This is a genomic window from Jeongeupia naejangsanensis (genome assembly GCF_016865585.1).
Lineage (GTDB): Bacteria > Pseudomonadota > Gammaproteobacteria > Burkholderiales > Chitinibacteraceae > Jeongeupia > Jeongeupia naejangsanensis.
In genome coordinates, this window is the sequence record NZ_JAESND010000002.1 from 298,180 (window position 1) to 320,097 (window position 21,918).

Here is a 21,918-nt window from a genome sequence, read left to right on the forward strand (position 1 = left end):
CGTGTATCGTGGCGGCCCGGCACTGCTTGCAGGGCCGCCCATGCAGTGACTTTGGGTGCGCGCATGCTGCGTGCATCTGTCTGAAATCAAAGGAACCCATCATGTTTATCGTCGACCGTTCGGCCGCGCTGATCCGCCCGAAGCAGCCCTTTCTGGACTGGCTGCTCGGTTTGCCGGGTAACGACATTCCGCTGTCGCTGGAAGACGTCCGTGCCGATTGCACCGTGATCCTGATCCCCGAGGCCAACGAGCCCGAAGACGGCATTGCGCATATCGACGAGATTGCCGAGCAGATTTTCGAGATGGAGTTGTCCTCGTGGGTCGGTGATGAGGAACTCTGGCCGAAGAAGCGCAATCTGAAGCTGTTCTGGGAATGGTTCGACGTCGAAATCCACCTCGGCGTCATGGACAGCGTCTCCGAGGAAATCCACAACACGCCGTCGGATCACAGCTACCACTGATTCCGGTGCGGGTCGTCGCCCGCGTCGGTTCCTGCCTCAAGCATCGAGGCTTGTGAATGAAAAGGAAACGTATGCGTCGCATTGCCGCCTGCCTGCTGCTCGCCGGTTTGTCCGGCCCGGTTCTGGCTGAAACGCTGAACTACAACGTCGTCAACCTGAATGCCCAGTCGAGCCGCGAAGTCGGCAACGATACGGCGCATGCCTTGCTGTATGTCGAGTTGAACGACAGTGATCCGGCGCGCCTGGCCGACAAGGTCAACCAGACGCTGGCCGCAGCGGTCAAACGCGTCAAAGCGATCGGTACCGTGCAGTCCGGCGGCACCGGTTACACCACCTTCCCGGTCTACAACAACAAGACCAGCAAGCAGGAAGGCTGGCGTGGTCGTGGCGAATTGCGGTTGAACAGCAAGGACTTTGCCGCGCTGTCGAAACTGCTGGGCGAACTGCAGCAGCCACTGGCCAACGGCGTCGGCATGCAGCTGGCCGATGTGCGCTACGGCGTCTCGGAGCAGAAGCGGGATCAGGTCGAGAACGAGCTGATCGAGGAGAGCCTCAAGGCCTTCCGCCAGCGCGCCGATCTCGTCCGCCGCAATATGGACGGCAGCGGCTTCAAGGTCATCAACGTCAATGTCGATACCGGCAATACGTCGCCGCCGATGCCGATGTACAAGGCCGCGCGGGCGATGTCGGCCGATGCCGTCGGTGCGGCCCCGCCGATGCTCGAAGGCGGCGACAGCCGCGTTTCGGTGATCGTTTCGGGCAGTATTCAGGTCCAGCAATGACGCCGTTGCCGCTGCGGCTTGTCCGTTCGCGGCAACAACGCTGGCTGCACGCGTTCGCCCTGATCGGGGCGGTTGCCGCAGCCATTGCGACACCCTGGCCGTGGAGCGCGGCCGGACTGCTCTGGCTGTGCGTTGCGGTGCTGCTGCTGCTGCGTCGCCGACGCCATCCGGTCGGCCTTGCCGCATGTGACGACGGTTCGGTGTCGCTGTACTGGCCGGACGGGAGTAGCAGCGCTGCGACGCTGGCCGCGAGCTCGCGCGTCGGCGTCTGGCTGATCGCTCTCGGTCTGAAAGACGGGCAGGGCACGACCTTTCTCGTGCTGTGGCCCGACAGCGCCGATGCAGAAAGCCTGCGCCAGTGGCGCATCTGGTTGCGCTGGACACGCCCGGCGATCCTGAGACGGATGCTGCAGGCCGTCGATCCGCGCTGACCTTGCGCCGGATCAAGCGGAATGCCGCCTACGTGGATTGAACCGCCTTCAACCGCCGTTTATAGTCCCGTCATGCTCGCAAGCTTCAAATCGTCAGGTCTGGCCTGGCTCGTCGCCATCCTGCTGGTCTTTGCCCAGCTGGTGACGGCTGCCTATGCCTGTGCCGAAGCCTTGCCGCCACAACCCAGCGCCCCGATGCTCGACATGTCCGACTGCGACATGCAGCAGATGACGCAACCGGTGATCTGCAAGGCGCATTGCCAGAAGGAAGCACAATCGGCCGACGTGCAGCTGCCCCAGCTGACGGCGCCGTTTTTTGTCGCGCTGTTCTTTGCGTCGCCCTACCTCGAAACGCCCGATGCCGCCGTCGTGCAGGCGAGGGCTATCCCACCGACGCTGATTGCCGCGTCACCGCCATTACGGATCCGGTACCAGGTCTTCCGCAATTAGTCCGCGCCGTTCGCCCGTCTAAGCGTTCGGCCTGACTGCATCGCACTGTTCCCGCACGTCTCCGATTCCGGAACGTTAAGGGACCGACGCATCGCACTCTCCGCCGCACGCATCCGAAACCGCGTGGAGAGACCCATGTCCCCCTTCTTGTTTCTGGCTGCCGCCTTCGGTGCAGCCAGCCTCGGCGCGCACGCGCTGACCCTTGATGAAGCCCTTGCCGCCGCCGGCGGTGCGCCCGATCTCGTCGCGAGCACCGCAGCGACGACGGCGGCGCAGTCGCTGACGAAATCGGCCGGTGCCTTGCCCGATCCCAAACTCTCGGTCTGGGTCGACGACCTGCAGACCTCCGGCCCCGATGCTTACCGCGTCGGCGACGCCAAACGCATGGTCAGCCTGATGCAGGAGGTGCCCAACGGCGACCGCCGCGATGCCGAGCGGCAGGTTGCCGGCGCACAACTGCAGACCAGCGAGGCACAAGCCCGCTACACGCAGCTCAGCGTCCGGCGCGAAACCACGCTGGCGTGGCTGGCGCTGCACTACCTCGACCGCAAGCTGGACGTGCTGGCGGCACAGGACGCCGACAACCGGCATAGCCAGCAGGCGGGCGTTGCCGCGCTCAAGGGCGGTGCATCGGCCGATGCCGCGCTGGCGGCCCGGCTCGAGCGCGACCAGCTTGACGACAGCCGCGACGACATCGAACGCGATCGTGCCAAGGCCCGTGCCCAGCTGGCGCGCTGGATCGGTCCTGCACTGGCCGCGCAGCCGGCCACCGGCGGATTGCCGGCGTGGCTGACCACCGGCCGGGCGCAGGCCGACGACATCGCCGAGCAGCCCGAAATCCGCGCGGCGGCGACGCAGGTGAGCGCCGCGCAGGCCGAGCTGGCGCTGGCGCGGGCTGCGAAGAAGCCCGACTGGGGTGTCGAGGTCGGCTGGGGCTATGACGCGATGGATCAGGGCATGGCGATGGTGAAGTTCACCTTCGACCTGCCGGTGTTCGCCGCGTCGCGGCAGGACCCGAAAATTGCCGCGGCGCTGGCCAATGTGCAGAAAAGCGATGCCGAACGGCAGGCGCGCATGGCCGCCTACCGGCAGCAGATCGACGAGCTGCGGGCCGAGCGGACGGCGATCCTTGCACAGGTGGACCGGTTGAAAACCCGCACCCTGCCGCTGATCGACCAGCAGGTCGAACTGGCGCTGGCCGGCATGAAGTCCGGCAAAGGCAGCGACGGCGTGCTCGGCGCGCGCAAGGCGCGGCTGGCCGCGCAGATGCGTGCCATCGAACTCGAATCCCAGCTTGCCGCCGCCGATACCCGGCTTTACTTCCTGACCGGAGCACACTGATGAACACCAAGACAACGATCGCGATCGCCATCGCGACCCTGGGCATCGGGGCCTTCGGCGGCTGGCTGGCCGGACAGCGGAGCGCGGAACACGGTGCGCTGCCGGGGTCTGCCGCAAAGGCCGAGAAACCGGTGCTGTACTGGTACGACCCGATGAAGCCGGACGTGCATTTCGACAAGCCGGGCAAGTCACCCTTCATGGACATGCAGCTACAGCCGCGCTACGCCGACGAAGGCGGTGAAGCGGCGGGTGTGCGCATCGATTCGGCGCTGGCACAGAACACGGGCGTCAAGCTGGCCAAGGTCGAACGCGGCGAGCTGGCCGGCGGACTGTCGGTGTCCGGCACCGTCGTGTTCAACGACCGCGACGTGGCCATCGTTCAGGCGCGCACCGGCGGCATCGTCGAGCGCGCGTATCCGCATGCCGTCGGCGACGTGATTGCCGCCGGCAGCCCGCTGGCTGACGTGCGTGTGCCCGAATGGCTGACTGCGCAAAACGAATACCTGGCATTGCGCGGCGATGCGCAACTGGCGGCGGCGGCGAAATCGCGGCTGATCCAGCTCGGCATGAGTGCCGCGGCGGTGGCGCAACTCGAACGCAGCGGTGTCGCGCGGCCGGTGGTGACGATCACCGCGCCACGCGGTGGGATGATTGCCGAGCTGGGCGTGCGTCAGGGCATGACGCTGACAGCCGGGCAGGCGCTGGCACGGATCAACGGTCTGTCCAGCGTGTGGATCGAGGCCGACGTGCCCGAGGCGCAGGCGGCGACGTTGCGCGTCGGCGCACCGGTGCAGGCGCACTTTGCCGCCTGGCCCGACCAGCCGGTCAACGGCAAGGTCACCGCGCTGGTGCCCGAGCTGAAGGCCGAGACGCGGACAATCCGTGCGCGAATCGAGGTGCCCAACCGTGACGGGCGCCTGCTGCCGGGCCAGTATGCCCGGGTGACGCTGGCCGGCGAGGCCAAGCCTGCGCTGTGGGTGCCGAGTGACGCGGTGATCGCGACCGGCCTGCGCCATGTCGTCATCGCGGTTGACGGTGACGCCAAGACCGGCTGGCACTATGCGCCGGTCGAAGTGCGGATCGGCAGGGAGGCCGGTGGGAGGAGCGAGATCATCGCGGGGCTGGACGAGGGCCGGCAGGTCGTCGTGTCCGGCCAGTTCATGATCGATTCGGAAGCCAGCCTGCGCGGCGTACTGGCGCGCATGGCCAGCGCACCGGCGGCGGCGCAGCCCGATGCCAGGGTCGAAGCAACGGCCAGCCCCGAAGGTGTCGGCGTGGTCAGGGTGATCGAGGCCGGTTCGGTCACGCTGGCACACGAACCGATCGCCGCGCTGAAATGGCCGGCGATGACGATGCCGTTCACGCTGATGAACCCGGTGGCGGCCAAGGGCCTCAAGGTTGGTGACAAGGTCCGTTTCACGCTGATGATGCATGGCGATGATGCGATGATCGAATCGATGATCCGGATCGACGGGGGTGGCCAATGATCGCCGCACTCATCCACTGGTCGATCCGCAACCGTTTCATGGTGCTGCTGGTGACGGTGATGCTCGCCGCCTGGGGCATCTGGGCGGTACGCACGACACCGATCGATGCCTTGCCGGACCTGTCGGACGTGCAGGTGATCATCCGCACGCCGTATCCGGGCCAGGCGCCGCGCATCGTCGAGGATCAGGTCACCTATCCGCTGACGACGACGATGCTGTCGGTGCCGGGCGTGAAGACGGTGCGCGGCTACTCGTTCTTCGGCGACTCCTACGTCTACGTGCTGTTCGACGATCACACCGACCTGTACTGGGCGCGATCGCGCGTGCTCGAATACCTGAACCAGGTGCAGGGCAAGCTGCCGGCCAGCGCGAGACCGGCGCTTGGGCCGGATGCCACCGGTGTCGGCTGGATCTATGAGTACGCGCTGGTCGACAAGACCGGCACGCGCAGCCTCGCCGACCTGCGCAGCCTGCAGGACTGGTTTCTGCGCTACGAGCTGAAAACGCTGCCGAACGTCGCCGAGGTCGCGGCCATCGGTGGCATGGTCAAGCAGTACCAGATCGTGCCCGACCCGGTGAAGCTGGCCGGCTATGGCATCAGCGCCGACGCGCTGGTCGATGCGGTGAACAAGGCCAACAGCGAGGAAGGTGGTTCGGTGCTCGAACTGGCCGAGGCCGAGTACATGGTGCGCGCGACCGGTTACCTGAAAACGCTGGACGATTTCCGTGCCATTCCGCTCAAGACCACGGGCGGCACCGTCGTGACGCTCGGCGACGTGGCGCGGGTACAGATCGGCCCGGAAATGCGCCGCGGCATTGCCGAGCTGAACGGGCAGGGCGAGGTCGCCGGCGGCGTGGTAATCCTGCGCAGCGGCAAAAACGCCCGCGAGACGATCGCAGCGGTCAAGGCGAAGCTGGAAACGCTCAAGTCCAGCCTGCCACCGGGCGTCGAGATCGTCACGACCTACGACCGCAGCCAGCTGATCGACCACGCGGTCGAGAACCTCAGCCACAAGCTGATCGAGGAGTTCGTCGTCGTGGCTCTGGTGTGCGCGCTGTTCCTGTGGCATTTGCGCTCGGCACTGGTGGCGATCATCACCTTGCCGCTGGGCATCCTCGCGGCCTTCGTCGTGATGCGTTATCAGGGCGTCAACGCCAATATCATGTCGCTCGGCGGCATCGCGATCGCGATCGGCGCAATGGTCGACGCGGCGGTGGTGATGATCGAAAACGCGCACAAGAAGCTCGAGGCGTGGCAGCACGAACATCCGGGCGAAACGCTGGTGGGCGACGCGCGCTGGCGCGTGATCGGCGACGCCGCGGCCGAAGTCGGGCCGGCGCTGTTCTTCAGCCTGCTGATCATCACGCTGTCGTTCATTCCGATCTTCACGCTCGAAGCGCAGGAAGGCCGGCTGTTCGGGCCGCTGGCGTTCACCAAGAGCTACGCGATGGCCGCGGCCGCCGGGCTGTCGGTAACTCTGGTGCCGGTACTGATGGGCTACTGGATACGCGGCCACATTCCGTCCGAGGACAAGAACCCGCTCAACCGCTGGCTGGTCGGTGCCTACCAGCCGCTGATCGACAAGGTGCTGGCCTGGCCGAAAACCACGCTGGCGATCGCCGCGGCCGTGCTGCTGACGACGATCATTCCGGCGACGCGGCTCGGTGGCGAGTTCCTGCCGAACATGGACGAGGGCGACCTGCTGTACATGCCGAGCGCGCTGCCCGGCTTGTCGGCGGGCAAGGCGGCCGAACTGCTGCAGCAGACCGACCGGCTGATCAAGACCGTACCCGAAGTCGCGACGGTGTTCGGCAAGGCCGGCCGCGCCGACAGCGCGACCGACAACGCGCCGATGGAGATGTTCGAGACGACGATCCGGTTCAAGCCGCGCGAGCAGTGGCGGCCGGGGATGACGCCGGAAAAACTCGTCGCCGAACTCGACCGTACCGTCAAGGTGCCGGGGCTGGCGAACATCTGGGTGCCGCCGATCCGCAACCGCATCGACATGCTCGCAACCGGGATCAAGAGCCCGATCGGCGTCAAGGTGTCGGGCAGCAATCTGGCGCAGATCGAGCAGGTGGCGATCGAGGTGGAGAAAATCGCCAAAACCGTACCGGGCGTGTCGTCGAGTCTGGCCGAGCGGTTGTCGGGCGGCCGCTACATCGACGTCGACATCGACCGCGAAGCGGCCGGGCGCTACGGTCTGAACATCGCCGACGTGCAGTCGGTGGTGGCGCGGCTGATCGGCGGCGAGAACATCGGCGAAACCGTCGAAGGCACCGCGCGCTACCCGATCAGCATCCGCTATCCGCGCGAGATCCGCGACAGCGTGCAGAAGCTGCGCGAACTGCCGGTGGTGACGCCGAACGGGGCGCAGATCACGCTCGGCACCGTGGCGAAGATCGCTGTTGTCGACGGCCCGCCGATGCTCAAGAGCGAGAACGGCAGGCTGGCGTCGTGGGTGTACATCGACGTGCGCGACCGCGACCTTGGCGCCGTCGTCCACGATCTGCAGGCGGCGGTGGCGCAGCAGCTGAAGGCGCCGCCGGGCATCAGCATCGGCTACTCGGGCCAGTTCGAGTACATGGAACGCGCCAACGCACGGCTGAAGCTGGTTGTCCCGGCGACCTTGCTGATCATCTTCGTGCTGCTCTACCTGACGTTCAGGCGGATCGACGAAGCCTTGCTGATCATGGCGACGCTGCCGTTCGCGCTGATCGGCGGCGTTTGGTTCCTCGACGTGCTCGGTTATCACCTGTCGATCGCCACCGGCGTCGGCTTCATCGCGCTGGCCGGTGTGTCGGCCGAATTCGGCGTGATCATGCTGCTCTACCTGAAGCAGGCGCTCGAACAGCGGGATGGTGACGACGCCGACACCGTGAAGGCCGCGATCATCGAAGGCGCGGTGCAGCGCGTCCGGCCCAAGGTAATGACGGTGGCGACGATCCTGGTCGGCCTGTTCCCGATCCTGTGGGGCAGCGGTGCCGGCTCGGAAGTGATGAGCCGGATCGCCGCACCGATGGCTGGCGGCATGATCACCGCGCCGCTGCTGTCGATGTTCGTGATTCCGGCGGCGTATCTGTTGATGCGACAGCGACATAATGGCGTTGCGACGAAGGTGCAGGCTTCGATCGATGCATGAACGTCCTCGATTTTTCCTGACCGATCTGCATTGATTTGATCTTCAACACAATAAAAAGCCCAGCTGTGCTGGGCTTTTTATTGGCTGCTGATGGTCATGAGTTTTTTACACAACCAGGCGGAGTCCAGTTGCTAACGACGTTCTACGCAGACTTGTTGAAACCACGCGGAAAAATTCGGCCACGTTTCGTTTGTGGTTCCGTTGTGTGACCAATACCTTACTTCTCCAGTCTGAGAAATGAGGAAGTAATCGCTGTTGTCTTCAATGAACGGCAACCATTTGTGTGATACTCCCATTTTCCTCCAAGCGGTTTCAGCAATTTCGAATATGTCCAGATGACGGTAGCCGGGAAGGATTATGGCAGGCTCGAAGAGCGCATTCTCCACGTTGCTGCCATTTTTAAGAAACGCAACGTATGCTGGAGGAAACGTGAAGTTCAGTTTCCTTTCGGCCTCTGCGATCTCGGCATCTGAAGGAGTCCGGAACGGATCGATATTCATGATTGAAATGGCTGTCGTTTGACTTGACGGACCCGCGTTAGCCGGTCCGGATTGATTGAAGTATCAGGCTGTTGCTGCAACCAACACGCCTTGGTCGTCGAGCTGGGCTCCCAGGTAAATGTGCATTTTTCGGACGCCTGCACCAAACGCTAGTTCCTTGAAAATACGTTCTTCTATTTGAGATAGGCCGCCTTCGACCATTTCTAGAGGGTGGATAACTGCGATGAGTGTCTTGTAGAAGGGTCTTGGCGTTACCTGCGAAATAGTGTCTTTAATGGTTTTGTCGGCATTTGAAAAATTCCCAATGAGTAATCGATTGGAACTGAATTCAGCACTGCCCGTGGCTTGTTTTTGGGTTTCTACGCACCGAATTGAAATGGAGTTTCTACTGATTTTTTATGTATAAAGTTTCGCGAAAATTCGTGGAGGCTTAACGTTTGAATTCAGCGGCCGCCGGAGTGATGGGTTGGGTGTTTTCGTCACAGCGGCGCAGGGTTCGAAACATCTGGTATACAGTTGGCCTTCACTACTGATGCAGGGTTTCCTACAACAACAGAATATGGGGGGACGCTTTCTGTAACGAACGCTCCGCCAGCGATTCTGCTCCCACGACCAATAGTTACACCTCCGACGATTATTGCATGCGGGCCAATCCATACTTCATCTTCAATTACGGGATATTCCGTAAGGCGAGACCCATCTGATGCGATTCGATCGCGACGCCCGAGCGTCACCCCGTGAAACAGTGTTACGTTTCTGCCAATGACTGCGCCTTGATTCACGACGAGGCCCCATCCATGCGTCAGAGCTATCCCTCCGCCAATCATTGTTTGCCACGAGAGATCCGTGGCTGCCAATTGCGTAGCCGCACGATGAAGTACTTTCAACGGCAAAAGCATAAGTCGCAGTGGACCACGGGAGGAGGCCGCAGCCTGACATAGGCGCAACGTTACAACGACTCGGTAGGTTCGGCGACTAATTGCCCCTTTGATAACGTGTCCCCAGCTGAACTCACCGTATTGCCGATGTGTATCTGCTCTAAGTTGATCCCATTTCATGTTTCATCCTCGATCTCTAAATCTGCTGACGCCCAACGTGGTGTGTGCACCATGGTGCATAAAAAATATCGGGACAACTGTCGGATAACACGGCCGACAGTTGACCTTTCGGGTGTGCTTGCTGAGGGAATGTTGTGTTCTTCCCTACAGGGGGGCTCTCTGTGGAGAGGTTGTCATGTATTCGGGTATGTCGGATAACACCGCGAACACACCGTGACCGCGCAGGCTTGCACAGGTAATCGCCAGCACTACCGACGTTCCAAGCTGGGAACCGAGAAAACTTACATATTTTGAATGGGACACTTTATCAGGTTTAACGGCTTATGCCATCCGCAAAAAAGAGGCGGCAGATGCTGGCGTGTCTGCTGACTCATTCAGCCGTGAAGTGCGATGCGCGGCGGCGGTTTGAAGATGGCAGCTTGGTCATTGACCGGCAATCGGGCCGTGGGTGGCGCAGGTCCAGAATCGCTGCATGCATCGCTGATGCATTCATCCACGAACCCGGAGCTGAACACCATGAACAAACTGATTGTTGCCATTGCCATCTTTGCCACGATGGCCGGCGCCAACGCCGGTGATGAACAGATGCTGGCCAACCGTTACCAGCATTCGCACCTGTCCTCGCCGCAAGCGCTGGCGAATCAGGACACCCGTTTCGGCAACCCGGCGCAGTACGACGAACACAACGTCCGGCGACCGTCGTTCGATGTGGCGATCGGTGATCAAGGGATTGCCTCGCCACGTGTTTCTGCGGTGGGTGACCGCTACACCGTCAACTACAGGATCAGCAACGGTGCCGGGCGCGATGTCTATTTCGTCATCGGCGATCAGGATTTCCTGAATGAGCTGGGCAGGCTGTCGCCGCAGCAACTGACGGCACTGGGTCAGGACTTTCATGCGATCAGGGTGAGTGCCGGTAGTACGGCGAACATGGCCTGGAAGTACAGCGTGTTTGCGCGCAACAAGGTCTATCTGGCGGTGGTCGACATGAACGGCAGCCTGATCGGTACGCCGGCCGAAGTCCGCATTTCGGCGCGTGGCCAGAACAATCAGGAATACCTGTGGCAGGGCTGATCGCCGGCCCGGCCTAGGTCCGTCGATCGACGAACTGCAGGCCGAAGGTGGTGTGCGCGTTGTCGCTGGCGATGCGCAGCTGCCCGCCATGCAGCTGCATGATCGATGCGACGATCGCCAGCCCCAGCCCGGTGCCGCCATCATCGCGGCTGCGCGCCGGGTTGACGCGGTAGAAGCGTTCGCTCAGATGCGGCAGGTGGGCAGCGGCGATCGGGTCGCCGCGGTTGGCGACCTCGATCAGCGTGCTGTCCGCATCGCGCCGGATCGTGACGGTGATCGGCGAATCGGGTGCGCTGTGGCGTATCGCGTTCGACAGCAGATTGGTCAGCGCGCGCTGCAGCATGCCCTTGTCGGCGTCGACCCGGCCGTCGCCGTCCAGTTGCAGCACCACGCCGCGGGTTTCGGCCAGCGCGTCGAAGAAGTCGAACAGGCTTTCGATCAGCGGCCGCAGTGCGACCGGTTCGATCTTCAGCGCCTGCTCGGGCTGTTCGGTGCTGGCGAGGAAGAGCAGGTCGGTGATCAGCCGGTTCAGCCGCTGCATTTCCTCTTCGGCCGAGGCCAGTACCGCCTGATAAGTCGCAACGTCACGGGTTTTGCCGAGGCACACCTGCACCTCGCCGAGCAGATTGGTCAGCGGCGTGCGCATCTCGTGGGCCAGATCGGCCGAGAACTGCGACAGCCGCGAGACGCTGCGCTCCAGCCGCACCAGCATGCTGTTGAACGAGTCGGCCAGCTCGCGCAGCTCGGCCGGCAGCTCGCCGGTTGCCAGCCGCGAGTGCAGCGAGCTGGCGGTGATGCTGCCGACCTGCGTATTGAATTGGCGGAGCGGCCGCAAGGCACGCTTGGCGACGAACCACGAGCCGAGCGCGATGAAGACCATTGTCACCGGTAGCAGCAGCGCCAGCGAGCGGCGGAAAGCGGCGAGCAGTTTTTCGTCGTTGTCGCGTTCGATGAAGCCGAGCAACCAGCGGCCGTCGCCAAGCGGTTTGGACCAGACCAGTGCACCGGCGTCCTGACGCGGATCGAGGCGGGCAACACCGGCGTGCAGCGGCTCGCGAATCACCCGGCCGGCACTTGTTGCCGCGACCAGGTCGGAGCTGTCGATTACCGCTGTCGGGGTCACCGTGGCCCAGTGCAGATAGGGGTGGCCGACCAGCAGCAGCGACACCTGTTCCGGCTGGGCGCCGCCGCCGCGTTGCAGCGCGGATTCGACCAGCGCCATCTTGCCGCCAAGCTCGGTTTCGGCCCGCCGGTCCAGCGCCAGCTGCAGCAGGTGATCCATGCCGATGCCGATCGCCAGCACCAGCACCGTCGCAAACGCGCCGACCAGTCCGCCGACGCGCAATGCGAGCGATCGGCCGCTCATTCGTCCTCCCGCACTTCGAATACGTAACCGACGCCGCGGACGGTGTGGATCAGCTTGGCCGGGTAATCGTCGTCGACCTTGGCGCGCAGCCGGCGGATCGCGACGTCGACGATATTGGTGTCGGTGTCGAAATTGACGTCCCAGACGTTGGACGCGATCAGCGTCCGCGTCAGCACTTCGCCGTTGCGGCGCATCAGCAGGTGCAGCAGCGCAAACTCGCGCGAGGTCAGCTCGATCTTGCGGCCGTCGCGGTAGGCGCGGTGCTTGACCGGGTCGAGTTCGAGCCCGCCGATGCCCAGCACTTCGGACGGATTGCCCTTGTGGTTGCGCTTGAGCAGCAGCCGGATCCTGGCCAGCAGTTCGGCAAACGCGAACGGCTTGACCAGATAGTCGTCGGCGCCGGACTCGAGCCCGCGCACGCGGTCGTCGACGCGGCTGCGCGCGGTCAGCATCAGCACCGGCGTCTGCTTGCGCCGGCGCAGTCCGTCGAGCACGCCCCAGCCGTCGAGCACCGGCAGCATCACGTCGAGGATCACCAGATCGAAATCGTCCTCGAGCGCCTTGTGCAGCCCGTCGATGCCGTCGACGGCAATGTCGACCGCGTAGCCGCTTTCGCTCAGCCCCTGCTTCAGATAGCCCGCCGTCTTGGCTTCGTCCTCGACGATCAGAATTCGCACAGCCTTCTCCTTGCTCACCGCGCCATTCTAAGCCGCCGCCACGGCGCGTACCGAAGATGACAATTTCGTCATCCATGGGTAATCCGGCCGCCCGGCGCCGCTGGCCATACTCGGCGCATTCAAGTGTCGGACCGGGATGAGGACATGGTAAAGCTGGTGCTGCTGGCGATGGCGATCTCGCCGTGGGTGCATGCCGACGAGGCGGCGTCGATCGCGCTGCCGTTCGAGTCGGCGTTCGCGACCTATCAGGCCTACAAGGACGAGGCGATCGGCGACTGGCGTGAGGCCAACCGGGTGGTCGACCATGTCGGCGGCTGGCGCGTCTATGCGAAAGAGGCGAGGCAGCCCGACGATGCGCACGCCGGCCATGGAGGCAGGCAATGACGCCCCGAGGACGGCTGGCGGTGATTGCCGCGGCACTGGTGCTGAGCGGTTGCGCCAGCGTCGATTTCGACGAGTCGCTGGCGCAGGCCAACCGCGACGCGTCCGACTTCACCCAGGGCAAGCTGGCGCTGGCGTCGACCGATGCACAGCGCGATGCGATGCGCGACGAAGCGGCGAAACTGCTGGATCAGCCACTGGGCCAGACCGGCGCGGTACAGGTCGCACTGCTCAACAGCCCGGCCTTGCAGGCGCTGCTGGCGCAGAACTGGGCCGATGCAGCGGCGGCCGCGCAGGGCGGGCGGTTGCCGAACCCGGTGTTCTCGTTCGAGCGGATGACGATCGCCAACGAGCTGGAGTTCGGCCGCTTGCTGGCCTTCGGTCTGCTCGACCTGATCACCCTGCCGCAACGCTACAACACGGCACAGCGGCAGATCGCCGCCGCCCGGTTGCGATTGACCGGCGATGTCGTCGATCAGGTCACGCAGGTGCGTCAGGCGTGGGTCAACGCCGTTGCCGCGCAGCAGACGCTGGTCTATACGCGGCAAGTGTTCGAGGCGGCCGAGGCCAGTGCCGAGCTGGCGCGGCGGCTGCAGTCGGTAGGCAACTTCACCAAACTCGACCGGGCGCGGCAGCAGGTGTTCTACGCCGACGCGGCCACGCAACTGGCCGGTGTACAACATGCCGCCACCGCAGCGCGCGAGGCGCTGGTCCGTCAGCTCGGGCTCGACGACGCGCAGGCGCAGCAGCTGAAACTGCCCGATCGCCTGCCGGCGCTGCCGAAGTCGCCGCGTTCGGCCGACGACACCGGCAAGGCAGCCAGCAGCACCCGGATGGACGTGCGCCAGGCGCGCATGTCGCTCGATGCGGCGGTCAAGGCGCAGGGGCTGAACTGGATCACCAGCTTTGCCGACATCGAACTCGGCCTGCGTTACGACACGGTCTTCGATACGGCCGACGGCGCCAAGAACCACAAGCGCGGGTTCGAGGTCGACGTCCGGCTGCCACTGTTCGACTGGGGCGACCTGCAACGCGACGCGATGAACGCGCAGACGCTGGCGGCGGCCAACCGCTACGAGGCAACGCTGCGCGCCGCCGGTTCGAACCTGCGCGAAAGCTATTCGGCGTACCGGACCAGCTATGACATTGCCCGTCATTACCGCGACGAGGTCGTGCCGCTGCGCAAGACGATCTCCGAGGAAAACACGCTCCGCTACAACGGCATGCTGATCGGCGTGTTCGAGCTGCTCGCCGACAGCCGCGATCAGGTTGGCGCGGTGATCGGTGCGATCGGCGCCGAGCAGCAGTTCTGGCTGGCCGACGCGGCGCTGCAGGCGGCGGTACTGGGCCGGCCGGGTACGGCGACGGTTGCGGTCGCGGCCAGTGCCGGCGGCGGCGGTGGCGAGGCAGGGCATTGAGCCTTCAAGGAAACAGGAACATGACTTCAAGACGAGATTTTCTGCGCACCGTGAGTATTGCTGGTGGTGCCGTGGCTGCAGGCACGGTCAGCAAGGTAGCGATGGCGGCCCTGCCCGAACCGGTGATCCAGACCGCACCGGACACGATGCCGCCGCTGTTCCCGGGTACCGGCCGGCCGTACAACCCGGTGGTGACGCTGAACGGCTGGACCTTGCCGTGGCGGATGAACAAGGGCGTGAAGGAGTTCCACCTCGTCGCCGAGCCGGTGGTGCGCGAAATGGCGCCGGGCTTCAAGGCGCATCTGTGGGGTTACAACGGCCAGAGTCCGGGGCCGACGATCGAGGTCGTCGAGGGTGACCGAGTGCGCATCTTCGTCACCAACCGGCTGCCCGAGCACACCAGCATCCACTGGCATGGCCAGCGCCTGCCCAACGGCATGGACGGCGTCGCCGGGCTGAACCAGCCGGCGATTCCGGCCGGCAAGACCTTCGTCTACGAGTTCGTTGCGCGCCGCCCCGGCACCTTCATGTACCACCCGCATGCCGACGAGATGGTGCAGATGGCGATGGGGATGATGGGCTTCTGGGTCACGCACCCGAAAACGAAGCATCCGCTGATCGACGAGGTGAACCGCGATTTCTGCTTCCTGCTCAACGCCTACGACATCGACCCCGGCGCCTACACGCCGAAGATCATGACCATGCTCGATTTCAACCTGTGGAGCTGGAACAGCCGGATCTTCCCCGGCATCGATTCGCTCAATGTGCGGCTGAACGACAAGGTGCGGATCCGCGTCGGCAACCTGACGATGACCAACCACCCGATCCACCTGCACGGCCACGAGTTTCTCGTGACCGGCACCGATGGCGGACCGACGCCGAAAAGCACGCGCTGGTACGAGGTGACGACCGACGTCGCCGTCGGCCAGATGCGGCAGATCGAGTTCCTTGCCGACGAGGAGGGCGACTGGGCGTTCCACTGCCACAAGAGCCATCACACGATGAACGCGATGGGCCACGACGTGCCGACGCTGATCGGCGTCGACCACCGCGGCATGGCGAAAAAGATCAACAAGTTGATCCCGGACTACATGGTGATGGGCGAGCGCGGCATGGCCGACATGACCGAGATGGAAATGCCGATCCCCGACAACACCGTGCCGATGATGACCGGGCAGGGGCCGTTCGGCAGCGTCGAGATGGGCGGGATGTTCAGCATGCTCAAGGTCCGTCGCGACCAGAAGCCCGGTGACTACAGCAACCCCGGCTGGTTCAGGCACCCGCCCGGCACCGTGGCGCACGAATACAAGGGCCCGGCGCTCGACGCGACCCGCAGCAAGGCGGCCGGCAGCGCGGCAATGCCGCGCGCCAGGGGCGGCGATGTCGAAGTGCAGGTTCGCAAACCCTCGGCCAAGTCCGGCCACTGAATCGGTTCACCCACTGGAGCAGACATGAAAGCTTTACACCTCGTTGTACTGATCGCCGGCCTCGGCCTTGGCACTACGGCCTTTGCCAGCGGCACCCACGCCGGCGGCCACGACAGCACGATCGGCCAGCCGGGCAAGGCCGGCAAGGTCGGCCGGACGATCACGGTGGAGATGAACGATGCGATGCGCTATTCGCCGGCGAGCATCGACGTCAAACAGGGCGAGACTATCCGCTTCGTCGTCAAAAACGTCGGCAAGGTCAAACACGAGTTCGTCATCGGCACCGAGGCCGAGTTGAAGGCCCACTACGAGCAGATGAAGAAATTCCCGGAGATGGAGCACGAAGACCCGCAGACCGCATCAGTCGCACCGGGCAAGAGCGGCGAGGTGATCTGGCAGTTCACCAAGGCCGGCAAGGTGGACTTCGCCTGCCTGCAGCCGGGTCACTACGACGCAGGGATGAAGGGCTATGTCGACGTGGCAAAAAAACGCTGAAACCTGCTCCATCAAGCGGCTACGCCTTCGCATTTCGCCCCCGTCCGATGCTCGGGGTCCTCATGGACCGCATGTCCATGCCGGTCTCCCCCAAGGGGACTGCCTGCGGGGCGCCCTTGCTTCGGGCGTGAATGAACTGCTTTGGCTCGTCCGCATGCTGGATCAGGTTGATGCTTTTTTTACTTCCCGGGCGGCAGCCCGAATACGATGAGGAATCCATCATGCAGAAACGTTTCGCACTTGTTGCGCTCGTGACCACGCTCTGGCTCGGCGCTGCCCATGCCCAGAGTGACGACTACACCGACGGCGAAGTCAGGAAGATCGACAAGGCCAACGGCAAAATCACGCTGAAGCACGGCGACATCAGGAATCTCGACATGCCGGGGATGACGATGGTGTTTACCGTCGCCGACAAGGCGCAGCTGGATCAGGTCCAGCCCGGCGACAAGGTCAAATTCAAGGCGGCCAGCGAGGGCGGCAAGATCGTCGTCACCGATCTGCGTGCCGCGCCCTGACGCTTACTTGAGGTAGGAGCGCAGCACGCCGAGTACCTGCTCAAGGTCCTGTTCGCGCTGCGCAGGTGTGGCATCGACATCGCCGAGGTGCTCGCGCATATGGCCCTCGAGGACCTGGGTCATCAGCCCGTTGACGGCACCACGGATTGCAGCAATCTGTTGCAGGATCGCCGCGCATTCACCGCCTTGTTCCAGCGCGCGCTCGATCGCTTCGGCCTGACCCCGGATGCGCCGGACGCGCGTCAACAGCTGTTTCCGGTCCCGGATCGTATGGCTCATCGGTATTCCTCTGTGTGATTTTATACTGGGGGGTAGTATGATCCGGAAAACTTCCGGATGCACACATGACTTCCCCGATGACTGTCCGGCAGCACTCGCACGCGTTTGACGACGGCGATCCGCTGGCGGAAAAGAACACCAAACACGCCGTGTTGCTGACGGCGGTGATGATGGTCGCCGAAATTGCCGGCGGCTGGTACTACAACTCGATGGCGCTGCTGGCCGACGGCTGGCACATGAGTTCTCACGCGCTAGCGCTGGGGCTGTCGGTGCTGGCCTACGTGCTGGCGCGGCGCTGGTCGGATGACAAGCGCTTTGCCTTCGGGACATGGAAGATCGAGATCCTCGGCGGTTACACCAGCGCGATCCTGCTGGTGCTGGTCGCCGGCGTGATGCTGTACGAGTCGGTCGAACGGCTGTTCAATCCGACGCCGATCCACTACGACCAGGCGATCGCCATTGCCGCGCTCGGCCTGCTGGTGAACCTGGCCTGTGCTTGGCTGCTGCGGGGCGGCCACGATCACGGCCATCATCATCATGGGCACGACAACCACGATCATCACCATGGCCATCACGACCTCAACCTGCGCTCGGCCTACATCCACGTGATTGCCGACGCGGCGACGTCGGTGCTGGCGATCATTGCACTGCTGGGCGGGAAGTACTGGCAGGCGGGCTGGCTGGATCCGGTGATGGGCATCGCCGGTGCGGCCGTCGTGGCCGTCTGGGCGCGCGGCCTGCTTCGCCAGTGCGGACGCATCCTGCTCGATGCCGAAATGGATCATCCGGTTGTCGACGAAATCCGCGAGGTGATCGCCGCAAGCCCGGTGCCGGCAACGATCTGCGACCTGCATGTCTGGCGGGTCGGCAGAGGCAAGTTCGCCTGCATCGTCGGTCTGGTGACCGACGGTGAGGTCTCACCGGACGATTTCCGCCGGCAGTTGAGCGTGCACGAAGAGCTGGTGCACGTGACTGTCGAAGTGAACCGGCGTTAGTCCTGAGCGAGCATCTCGCCGAACTTGAGCAGATTGCCGTGCGGGTCGAGGATGTACAGCTCCCTCATGCCCCACGGTTGCGACACCGGCGGGCGGTGGCGCACGCCGCGTTCGGTGAACTCGGCGTGCAGCGCATCGACGTCGTCGCTGCGGATGTAGCACGAGGTGTTCTCGGCGATGTGTTTTTCATCGCAGGGCCAGAAGTGCAGTTCGCAGCCGTCGCGCACGACGATCAGGTAATCGGGCAGGTGCAGATTGATCGTAAAGCCCAGCGTCTGGTAATACGCTGCCGACTCGGCGATATCCAGCGAGGCGAGCACCGGAACGGTGGCGGTGATGCGTCCATTCATCATCTTCTCCGACAGAGGCCGTGCATGCGCACGAGTTATGTAACACTGAGGTTCTGACTACCAAGAAAGCCGTTCGACGACGTCATGGCCGCAGCCACGCCCGCGATCCGAAATCCCTGTCCACCCGGTGCCTGCGTGTGCGGGCGCGATGCGCTTGAGGTCGACCCGTTCGCCGACTGCCGCATCCTGATGCTGACGCGCGACGAGGAGCGCCGGCTGGTCGAGCGTATCGAGCGGGCCAGCGACTATGCCGATCTGCAAAAGGTCTGTGCCCGGATGCAGGCGCAGCTCGGCGTGGTGCTGCGGATTGCGCCGGGACCGAACGAAGTGCGCACGGTGCTCGGTTTCGACATCGCGTTCGAGCAGCATCCGGGGCTGTGCCGCAAGACCCAGCAGGCCATTCCGGCCGCGGTGCGTCGCTGCCTGAACGACAAGCCGGCGATCGCGTACGAAATCCTCGATGCGCACAGCCTGTTCGGTGCAGGTGAATCCTAGTTGAACAGTACCAGCGGTCGTTCGGGGTGGCGCGGATGCGGCACGACCTCGGCGGCCACGCCGTACACGGCGTCCAGCGTCGCGGGGGTCAGTACGCTGGCCGGATCGCCGCAGCCCACCAGTTTTCCCTGCGCCAGCAGGGCGAGACGGTCGCACCACGCGGCGGCGAGGTTGACGTCGTGCAGGATCACCAGCACGCCGATGCGTTCCTCCCGCGCCAGTTGCCGGCCGCAGGCCAGCAGCGCCTGCTGGTGCTTCGGGTCGAGGCTGGCGGTCGGTTCATCGAGCAGCAGAAAGCGGCCGCCGTGTGCCGCGCGGGCGGCCAGCGTCTGTACCAGCACGCGGGCGAATTGCACGCGTTGTGCTTCGCCGCCCGACAGCTGCGGATAGCGGCGGCTGGCCAGATGGCTGACATCGGCCAGCGCCAGCGCCCGCTGGATCAGCTGCTGGACGTCGGCCGTCGACAATTCCGGAAACGGATAGGCGCCCATGGCGACGACTTCGCGCACACCGAGATTGAACGACAGCGACGGCGATTGCGGCAGCACTGCGCGCTGGCGGGCGAGATGGGCATTGTCGAGCCGGGTCAGTGGCGTGCTGTCGATCGAAACTTCACCGCGCTGCGGTGCAAGTTCGCCGGCGAGCATCGCCAGCAGCGTCGATTTGCCGGCGCCGTTGGCGCCGAGCACGCCGAGGACTTCGCCGGCCGACAGCGACAGCGACACGTCGTCGAGGACGACCTTGCCCTGGCGTTCGATAAACAGGTTTTCTGCGAGCAGCATCAGTGTCTCCGCTGCGCGAGCAGCCACAGGAAGAAGGGGCCACCGACGAGGCTGGTGACGATGCCGATCGGCAGTTCGGCCGGGATCACCGCAATGCGGGCGAGCCAGTCGGCCAAGGTCAGCGCGATCGCGCCGGCCACCACCGAATTGGGTAGCAACCAGCGGTGATCGGCGCCGAGCGCCAGCCGCACCAGATGCGGGACGACGAGACCGACAAAGCCGATTGCGCCGGTGGCGGCGACCAGCGGGCCGACCAGCAGCGCGGTCAGCAGGATCAGCCGGCGGCGAACGGCCTTGAGCGGAAAGCCGAGATGCAGCGCTTCGCGCTCGCCCAGCAGCAGGGCATTCATGGCGCGCCAGTCGCGGGCAATCAGCGCACCGACGATGAGGGTCCACGGGGCAAGGCCGGCCAGCAGCGGCCAGCTGGCGCCGGCGAGGCTGCCCATGTTCCAGAACGTGAGGCTGCGCAGCTGGTTGTCGTCCGCCAGATAGGTGAACAGGCCGACCAGCGCGCCGCAGATCGCGTTGATCGCGACGCCGGCCAGCAGCAGGCCGGCCATGCCGGGGTAACGGCGGCCGAGGTGATAGGCGGCGATGGTGGCGACCAGACTGCCGACAAACGCTGCCGGCGCCAGAACGATGAAGGCACCACCGCCGAGGACGATGGCACCGACGGCGCCCAGCGCGCCGCCGGCGGAAATGCCGATCAGGCCGGGCTCGGCCAGCGGGTTGCGGAACAGCGCCTGCATCGCCGCGCCCGACAGCGCCAGCGCGGCACCGGCCAGCGCCGCAAACAGTACGCGGGGCAGCCGCACGTCCATCAGTACGCTGCGCCACAGCGCTTCATCGGGGCCTTCGGCAGAAAACGGCAAACCGGGCAATACGGACAGGGGAATGTGCATGGCGCCGCTGCTGGCCGACAGCAGCATCAGCAAGACCAGAACGGCGATAAGGGCGGTCAGTACACCGGCGGGAGTGCGCCAGCGCGCGATCTTGGCAGCCATGGGGGCAGGGGAGGTCAGGGTGGAAGTCACGGAGGTCATGGTACACCGGGTATAGCGCAATGAACGCGAGGCCGATCGGCAAGGCAACGGCCTGCGGGCGGGGCTGCGGACAGGCAGTCCTGCGCGCAGTTGCCAGCGCATTCAACGCGGGCAACTGCGATCGGCAGGTTTACTGCCTGGCCAGCGCGGGTGCGGCTTTCAGCTCGCGCAGGGCTTGCGGCAAGCGCGGGCCGTAGCCGAGCAGCAGCAGATCGTCCATCACGATGACCCGCCGGTTCTTCGCCGCCGGCGTGGCCGCAATGCCCGGCCGGGCCAGCAGTGCGTCAAGTCCGCCCGATGCGGCCAGCGATGCGGTCGAGGTGACGATCAGGTCGGGCTTGAGCGCGGCGATGCCTTCGAGCGACAGCGGCTTGTAGCCCTTCTGCGCCGACAGCACGTTGCGATAGCCGGCGAGCTTGAGCATCGCGTCGGCGCTGGTGTCGATACCGGCGCCTTCCGGGTTGCCGCTGCGGTTGATCAGCAGCAGCGCGCGGGTCGGGCCGACCTGCTTGGCGGCAAGCGCGTCGACCTGCTTGCGCAGCTCGGTCACCATCGCGCGGCCGTCGTTGCGCAGGCCGAGTGCGGCAGCGACGCCGTGCATCCGCTGTTCGAGCGCATCCAGTGTCGGCGCGCTCGGCAGCACGATCACGCGCAGGCCGAGCCGGCGCAGCTGTTCGAGGGCTTGCGGCGGGCCGGCCTGATCCGACGCAAGAACCAGATCGGGCTTCAGTGCGACCACGCCTTCGAGCGAGAACGCACGGTAGTAGCCGACCTTGGGCAGCGCCTTGGCCGCCTCCGGATACGTGCTCGACTGATCGACGCCGATCAGCCGGTTGCCGGCGCCCAGCGCGTAGACGATCTCGGTCAGCGGGCCGCCCAGCGAGACGACCCGCTGCGGTGCAGCCGTCGCCGACAGCGTGAAGAACGCCATCACGGCGGCGAGGAGGAGGGCAAGGCGCTGTTTCATC

Annotated in this window: 24 protein-coding genes; 15 read left to right on the forward strand and 9 right to left on the reverse strand. The window is 64.7% G+C overall.

The annotated features are described in order from the left end of the window. The first annotated feature begins 101 nt into the window (after window positions 1-101). The 7 genes from JMJ54_RS06535 to JMJ54_RS06565 all read left to right on the forward strand — a co-directional run bounded on the left by JMJ54_RS06535 (window position 102) and on the right by JMJ54_RS06565 (window position 8,095). Entirely contained in the window at window positions 102-461 is a 360-nt protein-coding gene (locus tag JMJ54_RS06535) for a hypothetical protein (protein ID WP_203537141.1), read from the forward strand. A gap of 71 nt (window positions 462-532) precedes the next feature. Then, on the forward strand, window positions 533-1,243 hold the full coding sequence (locus tag JMJ54_RS06540; protein WP_203537142.1) for an SIMPL domain-containing protein: 711 nt from the start codon (window positions 533-535) through the stop codon (window positions 1,241-1,243). After that, a complete protein-coding gene (locus JMJ54_RS06545; protein ID WP_203537143.1) occupies window positions 1,240-1,674 on the forward strand; it encodes a protein YgfX in 435 nt (144 codons plus the stop codon). The genes JMJ54_RS06540 and JMJ54_RS06545 overlap by 4 nt, the downstream gene beginning before the upstream one ends. Window positions 1,675-1,746: 72 nt before the next feature. After that, window positions 1,747-2,124: a hypothetical protein gene (locus JMJ54_RS06550; RefSeq protein ID WP_203537144.1), complete on the forward strand. Its 378-nt coding sequence runs from the start codon at window positions 1,747-1,749 to the stop codon at window positions 2,122-2,124. Window positions 2,125-2,259: 135 nt separating this feature from the next. Then, window positions 2,260-3,465, forward strand: a complete 1,206-nt coding sequence (locus JMJ54_RS06555; RefSeq protein WP_203537145.1) for a TolC family protein — start codon at window positions 2,260-2,262, stop codon at window positions 3,463-3,465. Then, on the forward strand, window positions 3,465-4,952 hold the full coding sequence (locus tag JMJ54_RS06560) for an efflux RND transporter periplasmic adaptor subunit (protein WP_203537146.1): 1,488 nt from the start codon (window positions 3,465-3,467) through the stop codon (window positions 4,950-4,952). Before JMJ54_RS06555 ends, JMJ54_RS06560 begins: the two co-directional genes overlap by 1 nt. Further along, window positions 4,949-8,095: an efflux RND transporter permease subunit gene (locus tag JMJ54_RS06565; protein ID WP_203537147.1), complete on the forward strand. Its 3,147-nt coding sequence runs from the start codon at window positions 4,949-4,951 to the stop codon at window positions 8,093-8,095. Before JMJ54_RS06560 ends, JMJ54_RS06565 begins: the two co-directional genes overlap by 4 nt. A 131-nt stretch (window positions 8,096-8,226) precedes the next feature. On the opposite strand, the gene JMJ54_RS06570 is transcribed toward JMJ54_RS06565, so the two are convergent. Together JMJ54_RS06570 and JMJ54_RS19525 are read right to left on the reverse strand one after the other, a co-directional pair. After that, on the reverse strand, window positions 8,227-8,595 hold the full coding sequence (locus JMJ54_RS06570) for an SMI1/KNR4 family protein (RefSeq protein WP_203537148.1): 369 nt from the start codon (window positions 8,593-8,595) through the stop codon (window positions 8,227-8,229). 479 nt (window positions 8,596-9,074) lie between these two features. After that, window positions 9,075-9,653 (reverse strand): serine acetyltransferase, encoded by a 579-nt coding sequence (locus JMJ54_RS19525; RefSeq protein ID WP_203537149.1) that lies wholly within the window; start codon window positions 9,651-9,653, stop codon window positions 9,075-9,077. A 516-nt stretch (window positions 9,654-10,169) separates the two neighbouring features. Between JMJ54_RS19525 and JMJ54_RS06580 the strand changes: the two genes are divergently transcribed. Further along, a complete protein-coding gene (locus JMJ54_RS06580) occupies window positions 10,170-10,727 on the forward strand; it encodes a hypothetical protein (RefSeq protein ID WP_203537150.1) in 558 nt (185 codons plus the stop codon). Between the two features lie 13 nt (window positions 10,728-10,740). Here JMJ54_RS06580 and JMJ54_RS06585 read toward each other — a convergent pair whose 3' ends face one another. After that, window positions 10,741-12,093 carry a heavy metal sensor histidine kinase gene (locus JMJ54_RS06585; protein ID WP_203537151.1) on the reverse strand — a complete coding sequence of 451 codons (1,353 nt, stop codon included), beginning with the start codon at window positions 12,091-12,093 and terminating at the stop codon, window positions 10,741-10,743. After that, window positions 12,090-12,770, reverse strand: coding sequence for a heavy metal response regulator transcription factor (locus JMJ54_RS06590; protein ID WP_189458948.1), 681 nt, complete (start codon window positions 12,768-12,770; stop codon window positions 12,090-12,092). Before JMJ54_RS06590 ends, JMJ54_RS06585 begins: the two co-directional genes overlap by 4 nt. Before the next feature lie 144 nt (window positions 12,771-12,914). On the opposite strand from JMJ54_RS06590, the gene JMJ54_RS06595 reads away from it, so the two are divergent. From JMJ54_RS06595 to JMJ54_RS06615, 5 genes are all read left to right on the forward strand, one after another. Continuing rightward, window positions 12,915-13,154, forward strand: a complete 240-nt coding sequence (locus tag JMJ54_RS06595) for a hypothetical protein (protein ID WP_203537152.1) — start codon at window positions 12,915-12,917, stop codon at window positions 13,152-13,154. After that, window positions 13,151-14,569 (forward strand): TolC family protein, encoded by a 1,419-nt coding sequence (locus tag JMJ54_RS06600; protein ID WP_203537153.1) that lies wholly within the window; start codon window positions 13,151-13,153, stop codon window positions 14,567-14,569. Before JMJ54_RS06595 ends, JMJ54_RS06600 begins: the two co-directional genes overlap by 4 nt. A gap of 20 nt (window positions 14,570-14,589) precedes the next feature. Then, window positions 14,590-15,996 carry a multicopper oxidase domain-containing protein gene (locus JMJ54_RS06605; RefSeq protein ID WP_203537154.1) on the forward strand — a complete coding sequence of 469 codons (1,407 nt, stop codon included), beginning with the start codon at window positions 14,590-14,592 and terminating at the stop codon, window positions 15,994-15,996. Between the two features lie 24 nt (window positions 15,997-16,020). After that, window positions 16,021-16,491 carry a cupredoxin domain-containing protein gene (locus JMJ54_RS06610; protein ID WP_203537155.1) on the forward strand — a complete coding sequence of 157 codons (471 nt, stop codon included), beginning with the start codon at window positions 16,021-16,023 and terminating at the stop codon, window positions 16,489-16,491. Between the two features lie 221 nt (window positions 16,492-16,712). Beyond that, a complete protein-coding gene (locus JMJ54_RS06615; protein ID WP_203537156.1) occupies window positions 16,713-17,006 on the forward strand; it encodes a copper-binding protein in 294 nt (97 codons plus the stop codon). Between the two features lie 3 nt (window positions 17,007-17,009). Here JMJ54_RS06615 and JMJ54_RS06620 read toward each other — a convergent pair whose 3' ends face one another. Continuing rightward, on the reverse strand, window positions 17,010-17,285 hold the full coding sequence (locus JMJ54_RS06620; RefSeq protein WP_203537157.1) for a metal/formaldehyde-sensitive transcriptional repressor: 276 nt from the start codon (window positions 17,283-17,285) through the stop codon (window positions 17,010-17,012). 65 nt (window positions 17,286-17,350) lie between these two features. Here JMJ54_RS06620 and dmeF point away from each other — a divergent pair, with 65 nt between their 5' ends. After that, complete coding sequence (gene dmeF / locus JMJ54_RS06625) at window positions 17,351-18,280, forward strand: CDF family Co(II)/Ni(II) efflux transporter DmeF (RefSeq protein ID WP_203537158.1); 930 nt, start codon at window positions 17,351-17,353, stop codon at window positions 18,278-18,280. Here the strand turns inward: dmeF and JMJ54_RS06630 are convergent. Beyond that, entirely contained in the window at window positions 18,277-18,630 is a 354-nt protein-coding gene (locus JMJ54_RS06630) for a bleomycin resistance protein (protein ID WP_203537159.1), read from the reverse strand. The genes dmeF and JMJ54_RS06630 overlap by 4 nt on opposite strands. A gap of 84 nt (window positions 18,631-18,714) precedes the next feature. Between JMJ54_RS06630 and JMJ54_RS06635 the strand changes: the two genes are divergently transcribed. Beyond that, a complete protein-coding gene (locus JMJ54_RS06635) occupies window positions 18,715-19,125 on the forward strand; it encodes a hypothetical protein (protein ID WP_203537160.1) in 411 nt (136 codons plus the stop codon). Here JMJ54_RS06635 and JMJ54_RS06640 read toward each other — a convergent pair. The 3 genes from JMJ54_RS06640 to JMJ54_RS06650 all read right to left on the reverse strand — a co-directional run bounded on the left by JMJ54_RS06640 (window position 19,122) and on the right by JMJ54_RS06650 (window position 21,917). Next, window positions 19,122-19,907, reverse strand: a complete 786-nt coding sequence (locus JMJ54_RS06640) for a heme ABC transporter ATP-binding protein (protein ID WP_203537161.1) — start codon at window positions 19,905-19,907, stop codon at window positions 19,122-19,124. The genes JMJ54_RS06635 and JMJ54_RS06640 overlap by 4 nt on opposite strands. Beyond that, complete coding sequence (locus JMJ54_RS06645; protein ID WP_238999928.1) at window positions 19,907-20,911, reverse strand: FecCD family ABC transporter permease; 1,005 nt, start codon at window positions 20,909-20,911, stop codon at window positions 19,907-19,909. The genes JMJ54_RS06640 and JMJ54_RS06645 overlap by 1 nt, the downstream gene beginning before the upstream one ends. 169 nt (window positions 20,912-21,080) lie before the next feature. Then, window positions 21,081-21,917 carry a heme/hemin ABC transporter substrate-binding protein gene (locus JMJ54_RS06650; protein WP_203537163.1) on the reverse strand — a complete coding sequence of 279 codons (837 nt, stop codon included), beginning with the start codon at window positions 21,915-21,917 and terminating at the stop codon, window positions 21,081-21,083. Window position 21,918 lies beyond the last annotated feature (1 nt).

What these genes read in the sequence shown, in the direction of transcription:
- JMJ54_RS06610 (WP_203537155.1), top strand. Translation starts at nt 16,021, where the DNA reads ATGAAAGCTTTACACCTCGTTGTACTGATCGCCGGCCTCGGCCTTGGC.
- JMJ54_RS06570 (WP_203537148.1), bottom strand. Translation starts at nt 8,595, where the DNA reads ATGAATATCGATCCGTTCCGGACTCCTTCAGATGCCGAGATCGCAGAG.
- JMJ54_RS06535 (WP_203537141.1), top strand. Translation starts at nt 102, where the DNA reads ATGTTTATCGTCGACCGTTCGGCCGCGCTGATCCGCCCGAAGCAGCCC.
- JMJ54_RS06645 (WP_238999928.1), bottom strand. Translation starts at nt 20,911, where the DNA reads ATGGCTGCCAAGATCGCGCGCTGGCGCACTCCCGCCGGTGTACTGACC.
- JMJ54_RS06555 (WP_203537145.1), top strand. Translation starts at nt 2,260, where the DNA reads ATGTCCCCCTTCTTGTTTCTGGCTGCCGCCTTCGGTGCAGCCAGCCTC.
- JMJ54_RS06630 (WP_203537159.1), bottom strand. Translation starts at nt 18,630, where the DNA reads ATGAATGGACGCATCACCGCCACCGTTCCGGTGCTCGCCTCGCTGGAT.
- JMJ54_RS06650 (WP_203537163.1), bottom strand. Translation starts at nt 21,917, where the DNA reads ATGAAACAGCGCCTTGCCCTCCTCCTCGCCGCCGTGATGGCGTTCTTC.
- JMJ54_RS06565 (WP_203537147.1), top strand. Translation starts at nt 4,949, where the DNA reads ATGATCGCCGCACTCATCCACTGGTCGATCCGCAACCGTTTCATGGTG.
- JMJ54_RS06595 (WP_203537152.1), top strand. Translation starts at nt 12,915, where the DNA reads ATGGTAAAGCTGGTGCTGCTGGCGATGGCGATCTCGCCGTGGGTGCAT.
- JMJ54_RS06580 (WP_203537150.1), top strand. Translation starts at nt 10,170, where the DNA reads ATGAACAAACTGATTGTTGCCATTGCCATCTTTGCCACGATGGCCGGC.
- JMJ54_RS06620 (WP_203537157.1), bottom strand. Translation starts at nt 17,285, where the DNA reads ATGAGCCATACGATCCGGGACCGGAAACAGCTGTTGACGCGCGTCCGG.
- dmeF (WP_203537158.1), top strand. Translation starts at nt 17,351, where the DNA reads ATGACTTCCCCGATGACTGTCCGGCAGCACTCGCACGCGTTTGACGAC.
- JMJ54_RS06540 (WP_203537142.1), top strand. Translation starts at nt 533, where the DNA reads ATGCGTCGCATTGCCGCCTGCCTGCTGCTCGCCGGTTTGTCCGGCCCG.
- JMJ54_RS06605 (WP_203537154.1), top strand. Translation starts at nt 14,590, where the DNA reads ATGACTTCAAGACGAGATTTTCTGCGCACCGTGAGTATTGCTGGTGGT.
- JMJ54_RS19525 (WP_203537149.1), bottom strand. Translation starts at nt 9,653, where the DNA reads ATGAAATGGGATCAACTTAGAGCAGATACACATCGGCAATACGGTGAG.
- JMJ54_RS06550 (WP_203537144.1), top strand. Translation starts at nt 1,747, where the DNA reads ATGCTCGCAAGCTTCAAATCGTCAGGTCTGGCCTGGCTCGTCGCCATC.
- JMJ54_RS06615 (WP_203537156.1), top strand. Translation starts at nt 16,713, where the DNA reads ATGCAGAAACGTTTCGCACTTGTTGCGCTCGTGACCACGCTCTGGCTC.
- JMJ54_RS06600 (WP_203537153.1), top strand. Translation starts at nt 13,151, where the DNA reads ATGACGCCCCGAGGACGGCTGGCGGTGATTGCCGCGGCACTGGTGCTG.
- JMJ54_RS06635 (WP_203537160.1), top strand. Translation starts at nt 18,715, where the DNA reads ATGGCCGCAGCCACGCCCGCGATCCGAAATCCCTGTCCACCCGGTGCC.
- JMJ54_RS06545 (WP_203537143.1), top strand. Translation starts at nt 1,240, where the DNA reads ATGACGCCGTTGCCGCTGCGGCTTGTCCGTTCGCGGCAACAACGCTGG.
- JMJ54_RS06560 (WP_203537146.1), top strand. Translation starts at nt 3,465, where the DNA reads ATGAACACCAAGACAACGATCGCGATCGCCATCGCGACCCTGGGCATC.
- JMJ54_RS06640 (WP_203537161.1), bottom strand. Translation starts at nt 19,907, where the DNA reads ATGCTGCTCGCAGAAAACCTGTTTATCGAACGCCAGGGCAAGGTCGTC.
- JMJ54_RS06585 (WP_203537151.1), bottom strand. Translation starts at nt 12,093, where the DNA reads ATGAGCGGCCGATCGCTCGCATTGCGCGTCGGCGGACTGGTCGGCGCG.